Origin of the sequence: Stenotrophomonas sp. GD03877 (assembly GCF_029840555.1) — a bacterium.
GTDB lineage: Bacteria > Pseudomonadota > Gammaproteobacteria > Xanthomonadales > Xanthomonadaceae > Stenotrophomonas > Stenotrophomonas geniculata.
In genome coordinates this window covers 1-20547 of sequence record NZ_JAOCCT010000017.1, presented here as the reverse complement: position 1 = coordinate 20547, position 20547 = coordinate 1, and the positions used below count along the sequence as shown (strand labels likewise).

At 67.1% G+C, this 20547-nt stretch carries 16 protein-coding genes; 4 read left to right on the top strand and 12 right to left on the bottom strand.

The window, feature by feature from the left end; genetic code table 11:
* Position 1: 1 nt before the first annotated feature.
* Positions 2–649, bottom strand: a complete 648-nt coding sequence (locus N5D20_RS13780) for a protein-L-isoaspartate O-methyltransferase (RefSeq protein ID WP_049398378.1) — start codon at positions 647–649, stop codon at positions 2–4.
* Between the two features lie 136 nt (positions 650–785).
* Positions 786–1466 carry a TetR/AcrR family transcriptional regulator gene (locus tag N5D20_RS13775; protein ID WP_053443490.1) on the bottom strand — a complete coding sequence of 227 codons (681 nt, stop codon included), beginning with the start codon at positions 1464–1466 and terminating at the stop codon, positions 786–788.
* A gap of 117 nt (positions 1467–1583) precedes the next feature.
* On the opposite strand from N5D20_RS13775, the gene N5D20_RS13770 reads away from it, so the two are divergent.
* Together N5D20_RS13770 and N5D20_RS13765 are read left to right on the top strand one after the other, a co-directional pair.
* The gene (locus N5D20_RS13770) at positions 1584–2717 is read left to right on the top strand and encodes an efflux RND transporter periplasmic adaptor subunit (RefSeq protein WP_197578713.1); all 1134 of its coding nucleotides are present in this window, start codon (positions 1584–1586) and stop codon (positions 2715–2717) included.
* Between the two features lie 4 nt (positions 2718–2721).
* Positions 2722–5883: an efflux RND transporter permease subunit gene (locus N5D20_RS13765; protein WP_197578712.1), complete on the top strand. Its 3162-nt coding sequence runs from the start codon at positions 2722–2724 to the stop codon at positions 5881–5883.
* A 278-nt stretch (positions 5884–6161) separates the two neighbouring features.
* On the opposite strand, the gene N5D20_RS13760 is transcribed toward N5D20_RS13765, so the two are convergent.
* The gene (locus N5D20_RS13760) at positions 6162–7067 is read right to left on the bottom strand and encodes a LysR family transcriptional regulator (protein ID WP_197578711.1); all 906 of its coding nucleotides are present in this window, start codon (positions 7065–7067) and stop codon (positions 6162–6164) included.
* Positions 7068–7184: 117 nt separating this feature from the next.
* Between N5D20_RS13760 and N5D20_RS13755 the strand changes: the two genes are divergently transcribed.
* A complete protein-coding gene (locus N5D20_RS13755) occupies positions 7185–7958 on the top strand; it encodes an SDR family oxidoreductase (protein ID WP_019338817.1) in 774 nt (257 codons plus the stop codon).
* Between the two features lie 107 nt (positions 7959–8065).
* Here the strand turns inward: N5D20_RS13755 and leuB are convergent, their stop codons facing one another.
* The 9 genes from leuB to ilvC form a co-directional block, all read right to left on the bottom strand.
* Positions 8066–9127 carry a 3-isopropylmalate dehydrogenase gene (gene leuB, locus N5D20_RS13750; protein ID WP_049480588.1) on the bottom strand — a complete coding sequence of 354 codons (1062 nt, stop codon included), beginning with the start codon at positions 9125–9127 and terminating at the stop codon, positions 8066–8068.
* On the bottom strand, positions 9117–9695 hold the full coding sequence (gene leuD / locus N5D20_RS13745) for a 3-isopropylmalate dehydratase small subunit (protein ID WP_197578710.1): 579 nt from the start codon (positions 9693–9695) through the stop codon (positions 9117–9119). Before leuD ends, leuB begins: the two co-directional genes overlap by 11 nt.
* Complete coding sequence (leuC, locus tag N5D20_RS13740) at positions 9695–11113, bottom strand: 3-isopropylmalate dehydratase large subunit (RefSeq protein WP_197578709.1); 1419 nt, start codon at positions 11111–11113, stop codon at positions 9695–9697. Before leuC ends, leuD begins: the two co-directional genes overlap by 1 nt.
* A gap of 60 nt (positions 11114–11173) precedes the next feature.
* Positions 11174–11953 carry a class I SAM-dependent methyltransferase gene (locus N5D20_RS13735; RefSeq protein WP_049435309.1) on the bottom strand — a complete coding sequence of 260 codons (780 nt, stop codon included), beginning with the start codon at positions 11951–11953 and terminating at the stop codon, positions 11174–11176.
* 10 nt (positions 11954–11963) lie between these two features.
* The gene (locus tag N5D20_RS13730; RefSeq protein WP_049453626.1) at positions 11964–13550 is read right to left on the bottom strand and encodes a 2-isopropylmalate synthase; all 1587 of its coding nucleotides are present in this window, start codon (positions 13548–13550) and stop codon (positions 11964–11966) included.
* Entirely contained in the window at positions 13547–14638 is a 1092-nt protein-coding gene (locus tag N5D20_RS13725; RefSeq protein ID WP_049435307.1) for a threonine dehydratase, read from the bottom strand. Before N5D20_RS13725 ends, N5D20_RS13730 begins: the two co-directional genes overlap by 4 nt.
* A gap of 96 nt (positions 14639–14734) precedes the next feature.
* Positions 14735–14986 carry an ACT domain-containing protein gene (locus N5D20_RS13720; RefSeq protein WP_005410947.1) on the bottom strand — a complete coding sequence of 84 codons (252 nt, stop codon included), beginning with the start codon at positions 14984–14986 and terminating at the stop codon, positions 14735–14737.
* A complete protein-coding gene (ilvG, locus tag N5D20_RS13715) occupies positions 14970–16706 on the bottom strand; it encodes an acetolactate synthase 2 catalytic subunit (protein ID WP_100446688.1) in 1737 nt (578 codons plus the stop codon). The genes N5D20_RS13720 and ilvG overlap by 17 nt, the downstream gene beginning before the upstream one ends.
* Positions 16707–16742: 36 nt before the next feature.
* Positions 16743–17717 (bottom strand): ketol-acid reductoisomerase, encoded by a 975-nt coding sequence (gene ilvC, locus N5D20_RS13710; protein WP_049435305.1) that lies wholly within the window; start codon positions 17715–17717, stop codon positions 16743–16745.
* A gap of 690 nt (positions 17718–18407) precedes the next feature.
* Between ilvC and ggt the strand changes: the two genes are divergently transcribed.
* A complete protein-coding gene (gene ggt / locus N5D20_RS13705; protein WP_197578708.1) occupies positions 18408–20126 on the top strand; it encodes a gamma-glutamyltransferase in 1719 nt (572 codons plus the stop codon).
* Positions 20127–20547: the final 421 nt, after the last annotated feature.

Genomic DNA, 20547 nt, shown 5'->3' with positions numbered 1-20547 from the left:
CTCAGAGGTGGAACTGGGGTGCCGGGGCGGCACCGCGCAGGTAATCGATATCGGTCTCGAACAGGGACTCGGTGCTGCCGTCGGCCTTGACCAGCAGGGCCTCCATCGCCGGCGAGCGGCCGTGGATCACGAACAGGCGACCACCCGGACGCAGCCACGAGGCGAACTGTGACGGCACCACGTCGACCGCACCAGTGACACAGATCACGTCAAAGCGGCGTTCGGTCTGCCAGGACAGGGCGTCAGCCACTTCCACGCGGACGTTGGTGCCCAGGCCGGAAGCATCCAGGCGGGCACGCGCGGCGGCGGCCAGTTCCGGGTCGATCTCCAGGCTCAGCACGTCGCGCGCCAGCGCGCCGATGCAGGCTGCCAGGAAGCCGCTGCCGGTGCCGATTTCCAGCACTTCGTCACCCGGCTGCAGATCCAGTGCCTGCAGGGTACGGCCCTCGATGACCGGCTTCATCATCTTCTGGCCATGGCCGATCGGCAGTTCGACATCGGCGTAGGCCAGCGCCCGGTGTGCATCGGCGACAAAGGCCTCGCGCGGCAGGCGGGCCAGGACGTCGAGCACCTTGATGTCCAGCACGTCCCAGGGACGGATCTGCTGTTCCACCATCAGTTCGCGGGCGTGGGCGTAATCAATCGTCATGAGGTTCAAATCCAGCGCAGTGGGCCGGCCATTTTACCGGTGCCGGAGGCCGGCGGCGCGCCCAGAGCATCAGCTGCCGGGTGGCCGGGGTCGCAGTGCCGGAAGTCATCGCGACCTCCGGTTCGTTCAGTTTTGGTTATTCAGCCGTCCCGGCCCCTCGCGGCGCATAGGCGCGCAGGAAGAAGTCGATGCTGGCGGTCACATGGGCAAGAGGGTCGCACTCCACCGGTGACAGTGGCATGCCGCACATCATATGCATGTGCACTTCGCCCTTGACCAGGGTCAGGAACTGCTGGCCGGCCAGGTAATAGTCGGGGATGTCCAGCTCGCCGCGTTCGCCGCGCGCGCGCAGGAAGTCGGCCAGGGCCTCGCAGGTACGCTCCGGGCCGGCCTGCCAGAACAGCTCGCGCAGGCGTTCGTCGGTCTCCGGCGCCATCATCATGCGCTGGATCGAGATCGCCGCGTCGGAGGTGATCAGTTCGAAGAAGGCCAGGCCGATGCCGATCAGCTGGTCGCGCAGCGGGCCATCCGCGTCGGCCACGAACAGTGCGTCGGGCAGCATTTCAATGCATTTTGACTGCACGGCCTCGGAGAACAGGGTCTCCTTGTCGCCGAAGTGGCTGTACACAGTCAGCTTCGAGACGCCCGCCTGAGCAGCGATGGTGTCCATGCTCACGCCGGTATAGCCCTGTTCGATGAACAGTACCTTGGCTGCTTCAAGGATCGCCGCGCGCTTGCCCAGATCCTTGGGGCGCCCGGGTCCGGCGGCCTTGGCAGCAGGCTTGGCCGACGGCTTGCGGGAAGTGGAAGAACTCATCGCAACAATACTAGACCAAGCGGTTCGATATTTATACTATACCGGCCGGTTTATTAAATTGGGCCGGCAGTCGCGGCTCCCCCTTGTTGCAACCCTGCGTTTTCAGGACGTTGACCGATGAAGATCGTGCGCTGGATGGGCGGTATGGTGTGGGTGGCTGCGCTGGCAGCCTGTTCGGGACAGGAACAGGCGCCGCAGGCGGCCGTGCCGGTACTGGTGGTTCACCCCGGCGAACAGGCCGGACAGGCGCCGGCGGCGTTCCCGGGTACCGTGCGTGCCCGCCAGGAAAGCCCGCTGTCGTTCCGCGTCGGTGGCAACCTGGTCAAGCGCCATGTCGATGCTGGCCAGCGGGTGAAGAAGGGCGACGTGCTGGCCGAACTGGACGTGGCCGACTTCGCGCTGCAGGCGCGTGCCTCGCAGGCCCAGCTGGCGGCGGCGGAAGCCGACCTGGTGCGCGCCCGTGACGATCTCAAGCGCTACCAGGTGCTGGCCGACCAGCAACTGGTCAGCCGCTCGCAGCTGGACCAGCAGTCCGCGGCGTTCAAGGCTGCGCAGGGCCAGGCCAATGCCGCCCGTGCCAACCTGGATGTGCTGCGCAACCAGGCCGACTACGCACAGCTGCGCGCACCGGCTGACGGCGTGATCGCCAGCCGCGAAGCCGAGGCCGGGCAGGTGGTGTCCGCCGGGCAGACCATCTTCAACCTGGCTGCCGACGGTGGCCGCGAAGTGCTGATCGACCTGCCCGAAGCCACCATCCGCGACTACGCGGTGGGCCAGCCGGTCGAGGTGGAACTGTGGAACCGCCCGGGCCAGCGCCTGCCGGGCACGATCCGCGAGATCGCCGCCGCCGCCGATCCGCAGGCGCGTACCTATGCCACCCGCGTCAGCCTGGCCGCCGATGCGCTGGCCGACGTCGAACTGGGCCAGAGCGCGCGCGTCTACAGCAGCGCCGGCCGCCACGGCACGCTGCAGCTGCCGCTGGGCGCGCTGCAACGCGGCGCCAACGGTGCCGCGAGCGTGTGGGTGGTCGATCCGGCCAACAGCACGCTGAAGGCTGCGTCGGTCACCACCGGTGCCTATGGCAGCGAATCGGTGCCGGTGCTGTCGGGCGTCGGTGCCGGTGACTGGGTGGTTGCCGCCGGTGGCCACCTGCTGCGCGCCGGCCAGCCGGTGATCGCGGTGGACCGGCAGAACCGCCCGGTGCTGAAGCCGACCGCGCCGCCCGCTGCCGCCGCCAAGGCCAAGGAGTAAGCCGGTGCGCCGCTTCAATCTTTCCGAGTGGGCGCTGGCCAATCGCCCGCTGGTGCTGTTTGCGATGCTCGCCTTCGCCCTGATCGGCGCATGGTCGTACAAGCATCTGGGCCAGTCCGAAGACCCGCCGTTCACCTTCAAGGCGATGGTGGTGCGCACGCTGTGGCCAGGCGCCACCGCCGAGCAGGTCTCGCGGCAGGTGACCGAGCCGATCGAGAAGGCGCTGATGAACACCGGCGAGTACGAGTTCATCCGCTCGTATTCGCGCCCGGGCGAGTCGCAGGTCATTTTCATGGCCCGCGACAGCCTGCGTTCCAAGCAGATTCCGGACCTGTGGTACCAGGTGCGCAAGCGCGTGGGCGACATCCGCCCGACGCTGCCGCGCGAGATCGTCGGCCCGTTCTTCAACGACGAGTTCGGCGACACCTACGGCAACATCTATGCGTTGACCGGCAAGGGCTTCGACTACGCGGTGATGCGTGACTATGCCGACCGCATCCAGCTGGAACTGCAGCGCGTGCCCGACGTCGGCAAGATCGACCTGGTCGGCCTGCAGGACGAGAAGGTATGGATCGAGCTGTCCAACACCCGGCTGGCCACGCTGGGCGTGTCGATGCAGCAGGTGCAGCAGGCGCTGGCCGACCAGAATGCGGTGACCGGTACCAGCTTCTTCGAAACCGCCACCGACCGCGTGCAGCTGCGCGTGACCGGCCAGTTCAACGACATCGAAGCGATCCGCCAGTTCCCGATCCGCGCCGGTGACCGCACCGTGCACCTAGGTGACATCGCCGAGGTCAAACGCGGCTTTGCCGATCCGGCGTCGCCGAAGATGCGCTTCATGGGTGAAGAGGCGATCGGCCTGGCGGTGGCGATGAAGGATGGCGGTGACATCCTCAAACTCGGCGCCAACCTCGATACCGAGTTCGAGCGCCTGCAGAAGACCCTGCCGGCCGGCATGCAGCTGCGCAAGGTGTCCGACCAGCCGCAGTCGGTGGAAGAGTCGGTCGGCGAGTTCGTGCAGGTGCTGACCGAGGCGGTGGTGATCGTACTGCTGGTCAGCTTCTTCTCGCTGGGCCTGCGTACCGGCCTGGTGGTGGGCGTGACCATTCCGCTGGTGCTGGCGATGACCTTCTTCGTCATGCACTACTTCGACATCGGCCTGCACAAGATCTCGCTGGGCGCGCTGGTGCTGGCGCTGGGCCTGCTGGTGGACGATGCGATCATCGCGGTGGAGATGATGGCCACCAAGATGGAGCAGGGCTACGACCGCCTGCGCGCGGCCAGTTTCGCCTGGGAGTCGACCGCGTTCCCGATGCTGACCGGCACCCTGATCACCGCGGCCGGCTTCCTGCCCATTGCAACGGCGGCATCGAGCACCGGTGAATACACCCGCTCGCTGTTCCAGGTGGTGACCATTGCGCTGGTGGTGTCGTGGATCGCAGCGGTGCTGTTCATCCCGTACCTGGGCGACAAGATGCTGCCGGACCTGTTCAATCCGCAGCCGCCGAAGCCGGGCAGCCTGCCTGCGCGCTGGCACGCCAAGCGCCAGCAGTGGGCCGACCGCTACCCGGCGCTGGCCAACCTGATCGCGCCGCCGCAGCACGGGCATGACCATGATCCGTACCAGCGCCCGTTCTATCGCAGCTTCCGCCGCTTCCTGGATACCTGCCTGCGCCGACGCTGGTGGGTGATCGCCGCGACCATCGCGTTGTTCATCGGTTCGCTGATGCTGTTCCGCTTCGTGCCGCAGCAGTTCTTCCCAGATTCGACCCGGCCGGAACTGATGGTGGACATCGAGCTGGCCGAGGGCGCCTCGCTGCGTTCGACCCAGGCGCAGGCCGAGAAGCTGGAGAAACTGCTGTCCAGCCGCGAGGGCATCGCCAACTACGTGTCCTACGTGGGCACCGGTTCGCCGCGCTTCTACCTGCCGCTGGACCAGCAGCTTCCGGCGACCAACTTCGCCCAGTTCGTGGTGCTGGCCAAGGACATCAAGTCGCGCGAAAGCACCCGCGACTGGCTGCTGCACGAGGTGATCCCGAAGTTCCCGGACGTGCAGATGCGCGTGACCCGTTTGGAAAATGGCCCACCGGTCGGTTATCCGGTGCAGATGCGTATTTCCGGCGAGCACATCGAGAAGGTGCAGGCGATCGCACGCCAGGTCGAGGCCAAGGTGCGAGAGAACCCGCACGTGATGAACGTCAACCTGGACTGGAGTGAGCCGAGCAAGGTGGTGCGGCTGGCGATCGACCAGGAGCGTGCGCGCGCGCTGGGCGTAAGCAGTGCACAGGTCAGCCAGTTCCTGTCCAGTTCGCTGGCCGGGCAGTCGGTGAGCGTGTACCGCGAAGGCAACCGCCAGATCGAGATGCTGCTGCGTGGCCCGGCCGATGAGCGCAACCAGCTGGAGCTGCTGTCGAGCCTGTCGATGCCGACTGCCAACGGCGGCAGCATCACGCTGTCGCAGGTGGCGACGATGGAGTACGGCTTCGAGGACGGCATCATCTGGCACCGCAACCGCCTGCCGACGGTGACCGTGCGCGCCGACATCAGCGATGGCATGCAGCCACTGGACGTGGTGCACCAGATCCTGCCGACGCTGGACGGCATCCGCGCTGAACTGCCCAGCGGCTACCTGCTGGAAACCGGCGGTACGGTGGAGGATTCGGCCCGTGGCCAGAACTCGATCAAGGCCGGCATGCCGCTGTTCCTGGTGGTGGTGGCCACGTTGCTGATGCTGCAGCTGCGCAGCTTCTCGCGTGCGGCGATGGTGCTGGTGACCGCGCCGCTGGGCATCATCGGTGCGACCCTGTTCCTGCTGCTGTTCCGCGCGCCGTTCGGCTTCGTGGCGCTGCTGGGCACGATTGCGCTGGCGGGCATGATCATGCGCAACTCGGTGATCCTGATCGACCAGATCCAGCAGGATATCGATGCCGGGCATGACCGCTGGCATTCGATCATCGATGCCACGGTGCGCCGTTTCCGCCCGATCGTGCTGACTGCGCTGGCGGCGGTGCTGGCGATGATTCCGCTGTCGCGCAGTGCGTTCTATGGCTCGATGGCGATCTCGATCATGGGTGGCCTGATCGTGGGCACGGTGCTGACCCTGGTGTTCCTGCCGGCGCTGTATGCGGCATGGTTCCGGGTGAAGCCGGACGAATCCGGGGCATAACGCCCCGGGTTCTACGGCCACCGCCTCTGGTAGGTGCCAACCTTGGTTGGCACTGCGGCTTGCATCCACGCATGGCGCGGATTGATCTGCTCGCGGGATCTGCTTTCTGTAGAGCCGAGCCATGCTCGGCCGCTCTTCGCGCGATGATGGGATGAGTCGAGCATGGCTCGACTCTACAGAAGCATCCACGCATGGCGTGGATCTACCGCAATTCGCCACCGCTCGGTGGGTGCCAACCTTGGTTGGCACGGATGCATGCATCCACGCGTGGCGTGGATCTACTGCAACTGCAGGCCCGTTCGCAGCACTGGCAGCAGCCACTCGATGAACACCTGCACGCGCAGCGCGCGGTGGTGCCGATGCGGTTGCAACAGAGTTACCGGCAACGGCTGCGCCACGTACTGCGGCATTACTTCCACCAGTTCGCCGGATTGCAGTTCCGCCTGCACGTCGTAACGCGGAATCTGCAGCAAGCCCAGTCCGGCTACGCAGCACGCGATCGACGCCTCCGCGCTGTTCACCCGCACCCAGCCGGGCATCGGCAGCGTGCGCAGCTGGCCGCCGTCCTGCCACTCCCACGGTTCCACCCGTGCCGTGGTCGGCGACGCATAGTTCACTGCGCGGTGCTGCTGCAGGTCGGCAGGATGCTGCGGTACACCGTGCTCGCGCAGGTAGGCCGGCGCCGCAACGTTGACGAAATCCAGCTGCCCCAGCGTGCGCGCCACCAGGCTGGAGTCACCCAGCTGGCCGACTCGCAGCACCGCATCGCAGCCGTCTTCGATCAGGTTCACCGCGCGGTCGGTCATGCCCAGGTCGACTTCCACCTGCGGATACTGCGCGAAGAACCCTGGCAGCGCCGGAGCGATGATGCGACGGCCGATGCGACTGGGCACGTCGATCTTCAGCAAACCGACCGGTTGCGCGTCGTCCTGGCGGAACAGCGATTCGGCGTCTTCAACCTCGGCGATCAGGCGCAGGCAGCGCGCATGGAACACGTCGCCATCGTGGGTGGTGGAGACGCGACGGGTGGAGCGCTGAAGCAGGCGGGTGCCGAGCCGCTGCTCCAACTCCGCAATGGCTGCCGAGACGGTGGAGCGGGGCAGGCCGAGCTGGTCGGCGGCGCGGGTGAAGCTGGCGCACTCCACCACCCGGGTGAAGATGCGGAAGCGATCGATCCGATCCATTGTTCGCTGGCTCTGGAAAGTTAAGTCAATGTGGCAGGCTTTATCCGCATTTTCTGCACGATATCGTCGTCAGGGCAGGGTTGCCACCCCGGGCAGCCCCCTCCCGAGATCGAAGCCATGACCGACCATTCCCTCAAGGGCAAGACCGTGCTGATTGCCGGTGGCGCCAAGAACCTGGGTGGGCTGATCGCCCGCGACTTCGCTGCACAGGGCGCCAAAGCCATCGTCATCCACTACAACAGCGCCGCTACCCAGGCCGATGCAGAGGCGACCGTCGCCGCCGTGCAGGCCGCCGGCAGCAAGGCGGTGGCCCTGCAGGGCGACCTGACCTCGGCGGCAGCGATGGAGCGCTTGTTCGCCGATGCCGTGGCCGCAGTCGGCCGTCCCGACATCGCCATCAATACGGTCGGCAAGGTATTGAAGAAACCGCTGCTGGACATCAGCGAAGCGGAGTACGACGAGATGAGCGCGGTCAACGCCAAGGCGGCGTTCTTCTTCCTGAAGGAGGCTGGGCGCCACGTCAATGACGGTGGGCGCATCTGCACCCTGGTCACCTCGCTGCTGGGCGCGTTCACGCCGTTCTATTCCAGCTACGCCGGCACCAAGGCGCCAGTCGAGCACTTCACCCGCGCGGCGTCGAAGGAGTTCGGTGAGCGCGGCATTTCGGTGACCGCGATCGGCCCCGGTCCGATGGACACGCCGTTCTTCTACCCGGCCGAGAGCGCCGATGCGCAGGCGTATCACAAGACCGCGGCGGCGCTGTCGGCGTTCACCCGCACCGGCCTGACCGATATCACCGATATCGTGCCGTGGATCCGCTTCCTGGTCACCGATGGCTGGTGGATGACCGGGCAGACGATTCTGGTCAATGGTGGGTACACCACCAAGTAACGCAGCCACGCATGGCGTGGCTGCCTGCTACCTGTAGCGTCGAGCCATGCTCGACTGCTGTTGAATGAGCCGAGCATGGCTCGGCTCTACAGGTGTTTCCCGATGGGTCAGCGCAGCTTGGCCAGCACCGCATCGGTCGCAGCGGCGGTGCTGACCGCCTGGCCCTTGGCCGCGAGGTCGGCGGTGAACACGCCGTCATCCAGCACCGCATGCACGGCCGCTTCCACCGCGGCGGCTTCGGCTTCCAGGCCCAGCGAATGGCGCAGCAGCATCGCCGCGCTGAAGATCGTTGCGTACGGATTGGCGATGCCCTTGCCGGCGATGTCCGGGGCCGAACCATGGATCGGTTCGTAGATACCGACCGCACCCGGCTCGCCCAGCGAGGCCGACGGCAGCAGGCCCAGCGAACCGGCCAGCATCGAGGCTTCGTCGGTGAGGATGTCGCCGAACATGTTCTCGGTCACGATCACGTCGTACTCGCGTGGCTTGGCCAGCAGGTGCATGGCCATCGAGTCGACCAGTTGGTGCTCCAGCGCAACGTCCGGGAATTCCTCGCGGCCGATGCGCGCGGCGACGTCACGCCACAGGCGCGAGGTTTCCAGCACGTTGGCCTTGTCCACCGAGGTGACCTTGCCGCGACGCTGCTGCGCCAGGCGGAAAGCGCTGCGCAGCACGCGCTCGATCTCGGCCACGGTGTAGCGGCACAGGTCGCTGGCGCTGTCCGCATCGCGGGTCTTGTCGCCGAAGTAGATGCCGCCGGTCAGTTCGCGCACCACCACGAAGTCCACGCCCTGCAGCAGCTCGGCCTTGATCGGCGACGCGTGTAGTGCGGCCTCGTGGGTGCGCACCGGGCGCAGGTTGGCGTACAGGCCCAGCGCCTTGCGGATCGCCAGCAGGCCCTGTTCGGGGCGCACCTTGGCGTTCGGGTCGGACCACTTCGGGCCGCCGACGGCGCCCAGCAGCACGGCGTTAGCGGCCTGGCAGGCGGCCAGGGTCGACGCCGGCAGCGGCTCGCCATGGCGGTCGATGGCGATGCCACCGATATCGTGCTCGCTGAAGGTGAAGGTGTGGTTGAAGCGTCCGGCAACGGACTTCAGTACAGCAACCGCGGCGGCGGCCACTTCCGGGCCGATGCCATCACCGGGCAGGACAACAATTTCAGCGTGCATGCTCACTCTCGTAACGTTCGATTTCAGGGACACGGCCCAACAGATACCCCAACTGGTCGACACCTTCCAGCAGGCAGGTCTGCGAGAAGCCGTCCAGCGGGAAGGAATAGACGCGGCCCTCGGGGGTGCGCAGTTCGCGCGCGGCCACATCGATGGTCAGCGTGTCGTCCGGGCGCTGCATCAGCGCCTGTACGTCGGCCTCGTCCAGCACGATCGGCAGCAGGCCGTTCTTCAGCGCGTTGCCGCGGAAGATGTCGGCGATTTCGCTGCTGACGATGGCGCGCAGGCCCAGGTCGGTCAGCGCCCACGGTGCATGCTCGCGCGAGGAACCGCAGCCGAAGTTGCGGCCCGCCAGCAGGATGCTGCGGCCGGCGTTGTGCGGCTGGTTGAAGGCAAAGTCGGCCACCGGCGAACCGTCGGCCTGCCAGCGCCAGTCATTGAAGGCGTTGCGGCCGAGACCAGCGCGTTCGGTGGTGGACAGGAACCGCGCCGGAATGATCTGGTCGGTGTCGATGTTGGTCTGCGCCAGCACAACGCTGGACGAGGTCAGCGTACGGAAACCGGCCATCACGCCACCTCCTGTGCGAACAGCTCGCGGGTGTCGGCCACCTGGCCCTTCACCGCGGCCCACGCCGCGCTCATCGGCGAGGCCAGCAGGGTGCGCGAGCCGGGGCCCTGGCGGCCCTCGAAGTTGCGGTTGCTGGTGCTCACCGCCAGCTGGCCGGGGGCGACCAGGTCACCGTTCATGGCGATGCACATCGAGCAGCCCGGCTCGCGCCATTCGGCACCGGCCGCACGCACGATCTCGTGGATGCCTTCGGCCTCGGCCTCGCGCTTGACGATCTCCGAGCCCGGCACCACCAGCATGCGCACGCGGTCAGCGACGCGGCGGCCGCGCAGGACCTGCGCGACTTCGCGCATGTCGCTCAGGCGGCCATTGGTGCACGAACCGACGAACACCACGTCCACCGGCGTACCGGCCAGCGCCTTGCCGGCCTGGAAGTGCATGTAGTCCAGGCCCTTCTGTGCAGCGGCATCGTTGGCCGCCGGAATCGGCGCGTCCACGGCGATGGCCGTGCCCGGATGCGTGCCCCAGGTCAGGGTCGGGCGGATGTCGGCGGCGTCGATGCGTACTTCGCTGTCGAAGCGTGCACCGTCATCGCTGCGCAGCTGCTGCCAGCGTGCGACGGCGGCGTCGAAGTCGGCGCCCTTGGGGCCACGCGGCGTGCGGGCGACGAAGTCGAAGGTGACCTGGTCCGGCGCCACCATGCCGGCACGCGCGCCGGCTTCGATCGACATGTTGCACAGGGTCATGCGCTGTTCCATGTCCATCGCTTCGATGGTGCTGCCACGGAACTCGATGACATGGCCGGTGCCACCGTTGACGCCGATCACGCCGATGATGTGCAGCACCACGTCCTTGGCACCGACGCCTGGCGCCAATGGGCCATCGACGGTGATCGCAAACGTCTTGGCCTTGCGCTGCAGCAGGCACTGGGTGGCCAGCACGTGGCCGACTTCGCTGGTGCCGATGCCGAACGCCAGCGAGCCGAAGGCCCCGTGGGTAGAGGTATGGCTGTCGCCGCAGACGATGGTCATGCCCGGCTGGGTAAAGCCCTGCTCGGGCGCGATCACGTGGACGATGCCGCGGTTGTCCGAGGCCATGTCGAACAGCTCGATGCCATGCTCGGCGCAGTTGCGCGCCAGCGTGGCGACCTGCGCTTCGGAGGCGGCGCTGGCATAGGGCAGCGTGCCGTCAGCGGCGGCCGGCAGGGTCGGCGTGGAGTGGTCCATCGTCGCCTTGGTGCGGTCTGGGCGGCGCGGCGACAGGCCGCGCCCGCGCAGCTCGGTGAATGCCTGCGGCGAGGTGACCTCGTGGATCAGGTGCAGGTCGATGTACAGCACGGCGGGCGCGCTGTCGGATTCGGGAACCACCACGTGGGCGTCCCACAGTTTGTCGTACAGGGTGCGGGGTGCGGAAGTCATGCGTATGCCTGGCAGAAGTACGAAATAGCGAACATCAGTAAAGAAAGCGGAACGGTCAAGTCAGCGACGGCGTGCGAGCACGCGCAGCCGCACGTAGTCCGCCAGCGGCTGGCCGGCGGCATTGCGCGGCAGCTCGGCCAGCAGCGCGGTGGCGGCCTCGCGCACAGTAGCGCGTGCCTCGGCGGGCAGGTCCTCCAGCAGCGGCGCGGCGAAGACGCGCAGCCAGCCGGCCACGCCGGTCGGCAGTGCCGTTGGGCGCGGCGTGCACTCGATCAGTTGCACCTGGAAGCCATGCTGGCGCAGGCGGTCGGCGTAGGCATCGGCCGTCGGGAAGTACCACTGGAAGGCGCTGGCGCCATGGCCGTGCGCCACGCGTGCGGCCTGCACGGCCGCGATGATCGTGGCCACGTTGCCGTGGCCGCCGAACTCGGCGACGAAGCGGCCACCGGGGCGCAGGGCGCGGCGCACGCCTTCCAGCACGCGGTCCGGGGTGCCCATCCAATGCAATGCCGCGTTGCTGAACACGGCATCGAACTCGCTGTCGAACGACAGTGCGTGGCCGTCCATCACCTGGGCATCGACACCGCGCGCGCGGGCGGCGATCACCAGTTCCGGCGAGGCATCCACGCCGTGGATGCGTGCGCCGCTCAGCGCCAGTTCGGTGCTGAGCACGCCATCGCCACAGCCCAGGTCGAGGATGCGTTCACCGGCGCGCGGGTCGAGCAGGCGCGAGACCGCGCCGCCGAGCAGCGGCACGAAGCCGGCATCGATCGCATAGTCCTGGGCGTTCCACTGCTGGCCAGCGGCGCTGGCCGGGGTGGGGGTGTCGAAGGCGCTCATGGCGGGTTCCTCAGGCGGTGGCGGGGGTGGGAACGTCGGTGCTGCTGTGGGCGGCGGCCTGGCGCTGGCGCAGCAAACGGTTGGCAACATCCAGCCAGGCCAGCGCGGAGGCTTCGATGATGTCCTTGCTGGTGCCGGTGCCGTCGTACTCCACGCCTTCGTGGCGCACGCTCAGGTTGGCTTCGCCGCGCGCATCGGCGCCGATGCCGACGCTGTGCACGTGGTAGCTGTCCAGCATCAGCTGCACGCCGGTAGCGGCCGACAGCGCGCCGAACAGCGCATCGACCGGGCCATCGCCCTGCGCGGTCTCGGCCACGCGGTTGCCGTCCGGGTCGGACAGTTCGACCAACGCGTTGGCGCGGCTGCCGACATCGCTGATGGTCATCGAGGCCAGGCGGTAGCCCTGCGCGTTGGAGCCGCCCTGCATCAACGTCTGCAGGTCGGCATCGGTGACCACGCGCTGCTGTTCGCACAGGCCTTTGAACTGCTCGAACACCAGCTTCAGCTCGTCCTCGTCCAGCCAGAAGCCCAGTGCACGCAGGCGCGCTTCGACGGCGGCGCGGCCACTGTGGCGGCCCAGCACCATCTGCGAGTCCTCCCAACCCACGTCTTCCGGGCGCATGATTTCGTAGGTGCCGCGATGGCGCAGCATGCCGTGCTGGTGGATGCCCGATTCGTGGGCGAACGCGTTGGCGCCGACGATGGCCTTGTTGCGCTGTACCGGCATGCCGACCAGGCGCTGCAGCAACTGCGAGGTGCCGACGATGCGCGGGGTGTTGATCGCACTGTCCTGCTCGTAGAAGGCCTGGCGTACCTTCAGCACCATCGCGATCTCTTCCAGCGAACAGTTGCCGGCGCGCTCGCCGATGCCGTTGACGGTGCACTCGACCTGGCGCGCGCCGCCTTCGATGGCGGCCAGCGAGTTGGCCACGGCCAGGCCCAGATCGTTGTGGCAGTGCGCGCTGAAGATCACGTTGGCCGCGTTCGGTACATCGGCGACGCCGGCGATGACCTGCTGGAACATCGCGCGGATTTCTTCCGGCGTGGTGAAGCCGACGGTGTCCGGCAGGTTGATGGTGGTGGCGCCGGCGGCAATGGCCACGCGCGAGACTTCGATCAGGTAATCCAGCTCGGTGCGGGTGGCATCCTCGGCCGAGAATTCGACATCGTCGATGTAGGAACGCGCCAGCGCAACGTGCTTGCGTACCGACTCCAGTACCTGCTCGCGGGTCATGCGCAGCTTGTGTTCGCGGTGCAGCGGGCTGGTCGACAGGAACACGTGCAGGCGCGGGTTGGCCGCGGCTTCCAGTGCACGTGCCGAGGTCTCGATATCGGCCTGCAGGCAGCGCGACAGCACCGCCAGGCTCAGGCTCGGTCGGCGCAGTTCGCGGCCGATCAGTGCCATCGCCTCGCGGTCGGACTGCGAGCTGGCCGGGAAGCCGGTTTCGATGATGTCCACACCCAGTTCGTCCAGCGCACGCGCCATCACCAGCTTCTGCGGCGGGCTCATGCTGCAGCCGGGGGACTGCTCGCCGTCACGCAGGGTGGTGTCGAAGATGCGGATGCGCGGGGTGGTAATTCGTTCGATGGTGGTCACAGGGAAATCTCCTCGACAGCGGGTGCGACGGCTTGCAGGGGGGAAGGGGAAGAGGTGGGGGAAGCGGTGGCGCTGGCCTTGCCGGGCGAGCGCGGTGTTTCGCTGCGCCGTCGCCGCGGTTTGCGTGGCGGGCGCGGACGGATGTCGGTGAGCAGGCCGGCCAGGACACCGGCATCGATGTTCCCGCCGGACACCACCGCGCACTTGCGGCGGCCGGCAACGCGGCGGCCGGCGGCCAGCGCCAGCGCACCGGCGCCCTCAGCGATGATGTGTTCTTCCAGCGCCAGCCGCACCAGGGTCTCGCGCAGCTCGGCCTCGCGCACGATCACCACGTCGTCCAGCAGCGAGGTGCACAGGCGGCGGGTCAGGAAGCCGGGGATCTTCACCCGCACGCCATCGGCCAGCGAGGCGACGGGGGCGATCTCGCGCACGTCACCGCGGATCGCACGTGCCATCGAATCGACGCCTTCCACCTGCGCACCAACCACGCGCACGCCCTGTGATTTCAGTGCCAGTGCAACGCCGGAGGCCAGGCCACCGCCGCCGATCGGCACGATCACCACGTCCGGCGCGTGCGCGGCCAGCTCGATGCCGACCGTACCCTGGCCGGCAATCACATCGGCATCGTCGAACGCGGACAGGAAGCGGTAGCCATGGCGTTGTGCCAGTTCGACCGCGAAGGCGTAGGCCTCGTCGTAACTGTTGCCATGCTGACGCACGGTGGCGCCCCAGTGGGCAACACCGGCGATCTTGGTGGCCGGTGCGCCGTGCGGCATCACGGTGATGGCCGGCACATCCAGGCGATAGGCCGCCCACGCCACGCCCTGGGCATGGTTGCCGGCCGAGGCGCAGATCACTGGCCGGGTGTCACCGCGCTCGCGACCGGCCAGCAGCGCATTCAATGCGCCGCGTACCTTGTAGGAACCGGTGCGCTGCAGGTTCTCCAGCTTCAGCCAGGTGCCGAAGCGCTCGGCATGGTGCAGCGGGGTGGGTGGCAGGAAGCGGCGCAGGCGGGCCTGCGCGGCCAGGACGTCGGCGACGCTTACGTCGCCGACATCGCTTTCCTGGCTGGCATCAGCGGCCGGCATGGGCCACCAGCGCGGTGCCGAAGACCGCCGCATGCGGGCACGGGCGACGAAGAAGACGCCTCCGTACCGGCACCGTGGTCGCTACGGTACGGGTGTTCATGGCGATACTCCTTCTACGGCCGTGACCTGCACGGACACGCAGTCGTAGATCTTCTCGATCTGCCGGCACAGCGTTTCCGCCGGGCGCTGGCCATCCACCACCAGCTGCAGGTGCCAGCGGCCATCGTCGGCGGCCACCGGCGCGCCGCTGATCGCGCGCGGCGCGAAGCCGCGACGCTCGGCCATGCCGATCACGCGCAGCAGCGCGCCTTCGGCCGGGTGCAGCACCAGGTCAAGCCGGTATTGCATTGGGGGTCTCCTGGCGGGCGTGTGCAGGGTTGCTTTCCAGCATCGTGCTGTTGGCGGTGTTCGGCGGCACCAGTGGCCACACGTTGGCGCGTGCATCAATGGCCACGTGCAGCAGTGCCGGGCCCGGTTCGGCCAGCAGCGCGGCCAGGCCGCCTTCCACGTCGTCGCGGTTGTCGATGCGGGTGGCGGCGATGCCGAACACCTGCGCCAATGCCACGAAGTCCGGGTTGTCGGACAGGTCGATCTCGCTGTAACGCTCGGCGAAGAACAGCTCCTGCCACTGCCGCACCATGCCCAGCGAACTGTTGTCCAGCAGCACGATCTTCACCGGCAGGCGGCAGCGGGCGATGGTCGCCAGCTCCTGCACGTTCATCATGAAGCTGCCATCGCCGGACACCAGCACCACGGTGCGGTCGGGGCAGGCGAACTGCGCGCCCATCGCCGCCGGCAGGCCGAAGCCCATGGTGCCCAGCGCGCCACTGGTCAGGTGGTTGCGCGGGTGGTTGAAGCGGCAGTGCTGGGCCACCCACATCTGGTGCTGGCCGACATCGCAGGCGATCACCGCATCGGCCGGGGCCAGCTCGCTCAGGCGCTTCAGCAACGCCGGTGCGTAGATGTGCTGGCCCGGTGCATCGTAGCGGGCGGCGAAGCGATCGCGGTGCTGCGCGCAACGCTTGCGCCATGCGTCCTGGTGGGCCCTGGGGGAGGGGAAGGCCGCACGCAGGGCGCGGATGGCGTGACCGACATTGCCAGGCACGGCCACGTCGGCACTGCGCAGCTTGGAGATCTCGTAGGCGTCTGCATCGATGTGGACGACACGGGCGAACGGTGCGAACTCGGCCAGCTTGCCGGTGGCGCGGTCATCGAAGCGCGCACCCAGCACCAGCAGCAGGTCGCTTTCCTGCACGGCCATGTTGGCCGCGCGGGTGCCATGCATGCCCAGCATGCCCAGCGACTGCGGATGGCTGGCCGGCAGCGCACCCAGGCCACGCAGGGTCATCACCGTGGGGATGGCGCTGGCCTCGACGAAGTCACGCAGGTCCTGCACCGCATCACCCAGTGCGATACCACCACCGGCGTAGACAACCGGCTTTTCGGCCGCCGCCAGCGCGGCGATGGCCTCGGCGATGGCGTCCTCGGCCGGCGCCGGCGGCGGTTCGACGCTGCTGGGCACATGGGCCGGCAGGTGGCTGGCATCGGCCAGCTGCACATCCTTGGGCAGGTCGATCAGCACCGGGCCGGGACGGCCCTCGCGGGCGATGCGGAACGCGTCGGCCACCACGCGCGGCAGATCATCGACGCTGCGCACCAGCCAGCTGTGCTTGACGATCGGCATCGTCAGCCCGAACACATCCAGTTCCTGGAAGGCATCGGTGCCCAGCAGCGGGGTGCCGACCTGACCGGTGATGCAGACCATCGGCACCGAATCCAGCATCGCGTCTGCGATGCCGGTGACCAGGTTCGAGGCGCCCGGGCCGGAGGTGGCCACGCAGACGCCCACTTGGTTGCTGGCGCGGGCGAAACCATTGGCGGCCAGCGCCGCGCCCTGCTCATGGCGTACCAGGATGTGCTTCAGCGACGAATCCACCAGCGCGTCGTAGAACGGCATGATGGTGCCGCCGGGATAGCCGAACAGCGTACGGACACCCTCGGCCTCCAGCGCCTGGGTCAGCCAGCGCGCGCCGTTGGGCGGCGCGCTGCGGTGTGTGGGAGAGTTCATGGGGGACCTTGCAGAGCGGGTGGGGGTGCCGCGTTGTTACGCGGCTTGACCTTGCAACCAGACCATCTTGGCGCGCAGTTCCTTGCCTACCTTCTCGATCGGATGCTCCAGGTCGGCCTGCTTGAACTTGTTGTAGTTCGGCAGGCCCGCTTCGTACTCGGCCACCCAGTTCTTGGTGAAGGTGCCGTCCTGGATGTCCTTCAGCACTTCCTTCATGCGTGCCTTGGTGCCGGCATCGATCACGCGCGGGCCGCTGACGTAGTCGCCGTACTGCGCGGTTTCGGAGATGAATTCCAGCATGCGCGAGATGCCACCTTCGTAGAACAGGTCGACGATCAGCTTCAGCTCGTGCAGCACTTCGTAGTAGGCGATTTCCGGCTGGTAACCGGCTTCCACCAGGGTCTCGAAACCGGCCTGCACCAGCGCCGAGGCACCGCCGCACAGCACCGCCTGCTCGCCGAACAGATCGGTCTCGGTTTCTTCCTTGAAGGTGGTCTGGATCAGGTTGGCGCGGGCACCGCCGAGGCCACCGGCATAGGCCAAGGCGTAGTCGGCGGCCTTGCCACTCTTGTCCTGGTAGACCGCCCAGATGCACGGCACGCCGCGGCCGATTTCATACTCGCGGCGGACCAGCGCGCCCGGGCCCTTCGGTGCGACCAGTACCACGTCGAGATCGTCACGCGGCTTGATCATGTCGAAATGAACGTTCAGGCCGTGCGCGAACAACAGCACCGCACCCTGCTTCATGTTCGGCGCCAGCACGTCGTCGTACAGCTTCTTCTGCACCATGTCCGGGGTCAGCACGGCAACCAGGTCGGCATCCTTCACTGCATCGGCCGGGGCCTTGACGGTGAAGCCATCGGCCTGTGCCTTGACCTCGGTCGGGCCGCCCGGGCGCAGGCCTACCACCACGTCGAAGCCGGATTCGCGCAGGTTCAGTGCGTGGGCGCGGCCCTGGCTGCCGTAGCCGATGACGGCGATCTTGGTCTGGGGCAGGTCGTTGGTGCTCATGGGGGAGGTTCCTTGCGGTGGGAAGAAAAAAGAACGGCCGGTCGTCGAGGTGACGTGCCGGCCGGTCAGGGGAAAGCGGTGGGGGAGGCGCCATGCGTCGCACAGGCACAGCCACCACGAGGCGTCGTGGTGGTGCTGGTCCAGGTTTTGACGGTGGCGTTGTTCATGGTGGTTGCGTCTGAAACCAGGTCCTGAAATGAAAAAACCCGCACCGGGGCGGGTGCGGGTTTTTGAAGAGTTCCGGTGTGTTTGTTGCTTACACGCTGGCTCGTCCCGCACCTGTTGGTTGGGTAATAAGTACGAGCACAAGAATCGAACGCAGCGAGGCGGCGCCGGTGTCGGCGGCTTCGATGTGGGTTCGCGGTGGCGTGTTGTGATGCAACATGTGATCGAGAGAAACACAGCCGTTTCGGTGATGTCAACCCTCGTGACGGGTTTTTTATCGGTTTCCGCTGCATCCCGCGCAATCGCTTGCGGCACAAGGATGGTTGCCACTGAAAGTGTTTCGGTGAACCCGAATTCACTCCTTTCAGTGCGTTTTTTGCGCGGATTCCGGGCTGTTTTCGCCTTGGTGGGTGCGGACCTGGGTCCGCACCCACCGAAAGACCATCGCCCATGACCTCTGCCCGATACCGCGTGAAGGCCGCAGCGGCGAAGATCGGGGCACCACCCTTCCATCGGAACCCGACCGTGTCCCGACGCCTTGCCCGTTCCCTGCTCGCCACCGCCGTGCTCGCCGCCGTGCCTGCACTGTCCTTCGCCGCCGACCGCATCACCGGCCAGACCTTCGCCACCCGTTCGGAGGTGATCGCCCCGCACGCGATGGCCGCCACCTCGCAGCCGCTGGCCACCCAGATCGCGCTGGACGTGATGAAGGGCGGAGGTTCGGCAGTGGACGCGGCGATTGCCGCCAACGCCGCGCTCGGCCTGATGGAACCCACCGGCAACGGCATCGGCGGCGACCTGTTCGCCATCGTCTGGGACCCGAAGACGCAGAAGCTCTACGGCTACAACGGTTCGGGCCGCTCGCCGAAGTCGCTCACCCTGGCCGAGTTCCAGCGCCGTGGCCTGAAGGACATCCCGGCTACCGGCCCGCTACCGGTGTCGGTACCTGGCGCGGTCGATGGCTGGTTCGCCCTGCATGGCCGTTTCGGCCGCAAACCGATGGCCGACAACCTGGCGCCGGCCATCCGCTACGCGCGCGAGGGTCACCCGGTGGCTGAAGTGATCGCCTACTACTGGGACCGCTCTGTGCCCAAGCTGTCGCAGTACCCGGGCTTCAAGGAGCAGTTCACGATCAACGGGCACGCCCCGCGCAAGGGGGAAATGTGGAAGAACCCGAATCTGGCCAGCACGCTGCAGAAGATCGCGGACGGCGGCCGCGACGCCTTCTACAAAGGTGACATCGCCCGCACGATCGGTGATTACTTCAAGGCCAATGGCGGTTACCTGAGCTACCAGGACCTGGCCGACCATCACGGCGAGTGGGTTGAACCGGTCAGCAGCAACTACCGTGGCTACGACGTGTGGGAGCTGCCGCCGAACAGCCAGGGCATCGCCGCGCTGCAGATCCTCAACGTGCTGGAAGGCTACGATTTCTCGAAGATTCCGTTCGGCTCACCCGAGCACGTGCACCTGTTCGTGGAAGCAAAGAAGCTCGCGTTCGCCGACCGTGCACGCTTCTACGCCGACATGGCCTTCCAGCCGGCACCGGTGCAGAAGCTGATTTCCAAAGAGTACGCCGCGCAGCGTCGCGCGCTGATCTCGATGGACAAAGCGTTGAAGGAAGTGCAGCCGGGTACGCCGAAGCAGCTGGAAGAGGGCGACACGATCTACATGACCGTGGCCGACGCCGACGGCATGATGGTGTCGCTGATCCAGTCCAACTACCGCGGCATGGGCAGTGGCATGGCACCGCCGGGGCTGGGCTTCATCCTGCAGGACCGTGGCGAGATGTTCGTGTTGCAGAAGAATCATCCCAACGGCTATGCGCCGGGCAAGCGCCCGTTCCAGACCATCATCCCGGCCTTCATCACCAAGGGCGGCAAGCCGTACGCCAGCTTCGGCGTGATGGGCGGCGCGATGCAGCCGCAGGGCCACGCGCAGATCGTGATGAACCTGGTGGACTTCGGCATGAACCTGCAGGAAGCCGGCGATGCGCCGCGCATCCAGCATGAAGGCTCAACCGAACCGACCGGGCAGGCCACGGCGATGACCGACGGTGGTGAAGTGAATCTGGAAACCGGCTTCCCGTATGAAACGGTGCGCGCGCTGATGCGCAAGGGGCATCGCATCGTGTTCGCCGACGGCCCGTATGGTGGGTATCAGGCGATCATGCGTGATCCGGAGACGGGCGTGTATTACGGCGCGTCGGAGAGCCGCAAGGATGGGCAGGCGGCGGGGTATTGAGGTTTTCCGGCCACCGGGCTGAGCCCCCTCTGCGGTGGTGGTTCGTGGAAGCGGGATCATGTGATTGGGCCGGGCGGGTGGGCTGTTCGGGGGACGCCGTGAATCCGTCCATGGAGGCTTGGCAGCCGCATCCAGGCGGCTGACACCCCCACCCAGCCCACCCGCCCGGCCCCTGACAGTTTCCTGCGGCCACCACCGCAGGAAGAGAAAGAAGAAGATCAAGAGCAAAGGCAACAGCAACAGCCGCGCGCTGTGGGTTGGGGTCGGATCCGTTTTCCGAAGGAGAACGGATCCGACCCCTTCTTGTTTTTCGATACACCCCATCCACGCATGGCGTGGAGAACCAACCGTCACCGGGAAATTGTCGGAGGCGGGGAGGGGGCAGATGGCGGGACCGTCCACGGCATGGATGCCGTGGCCG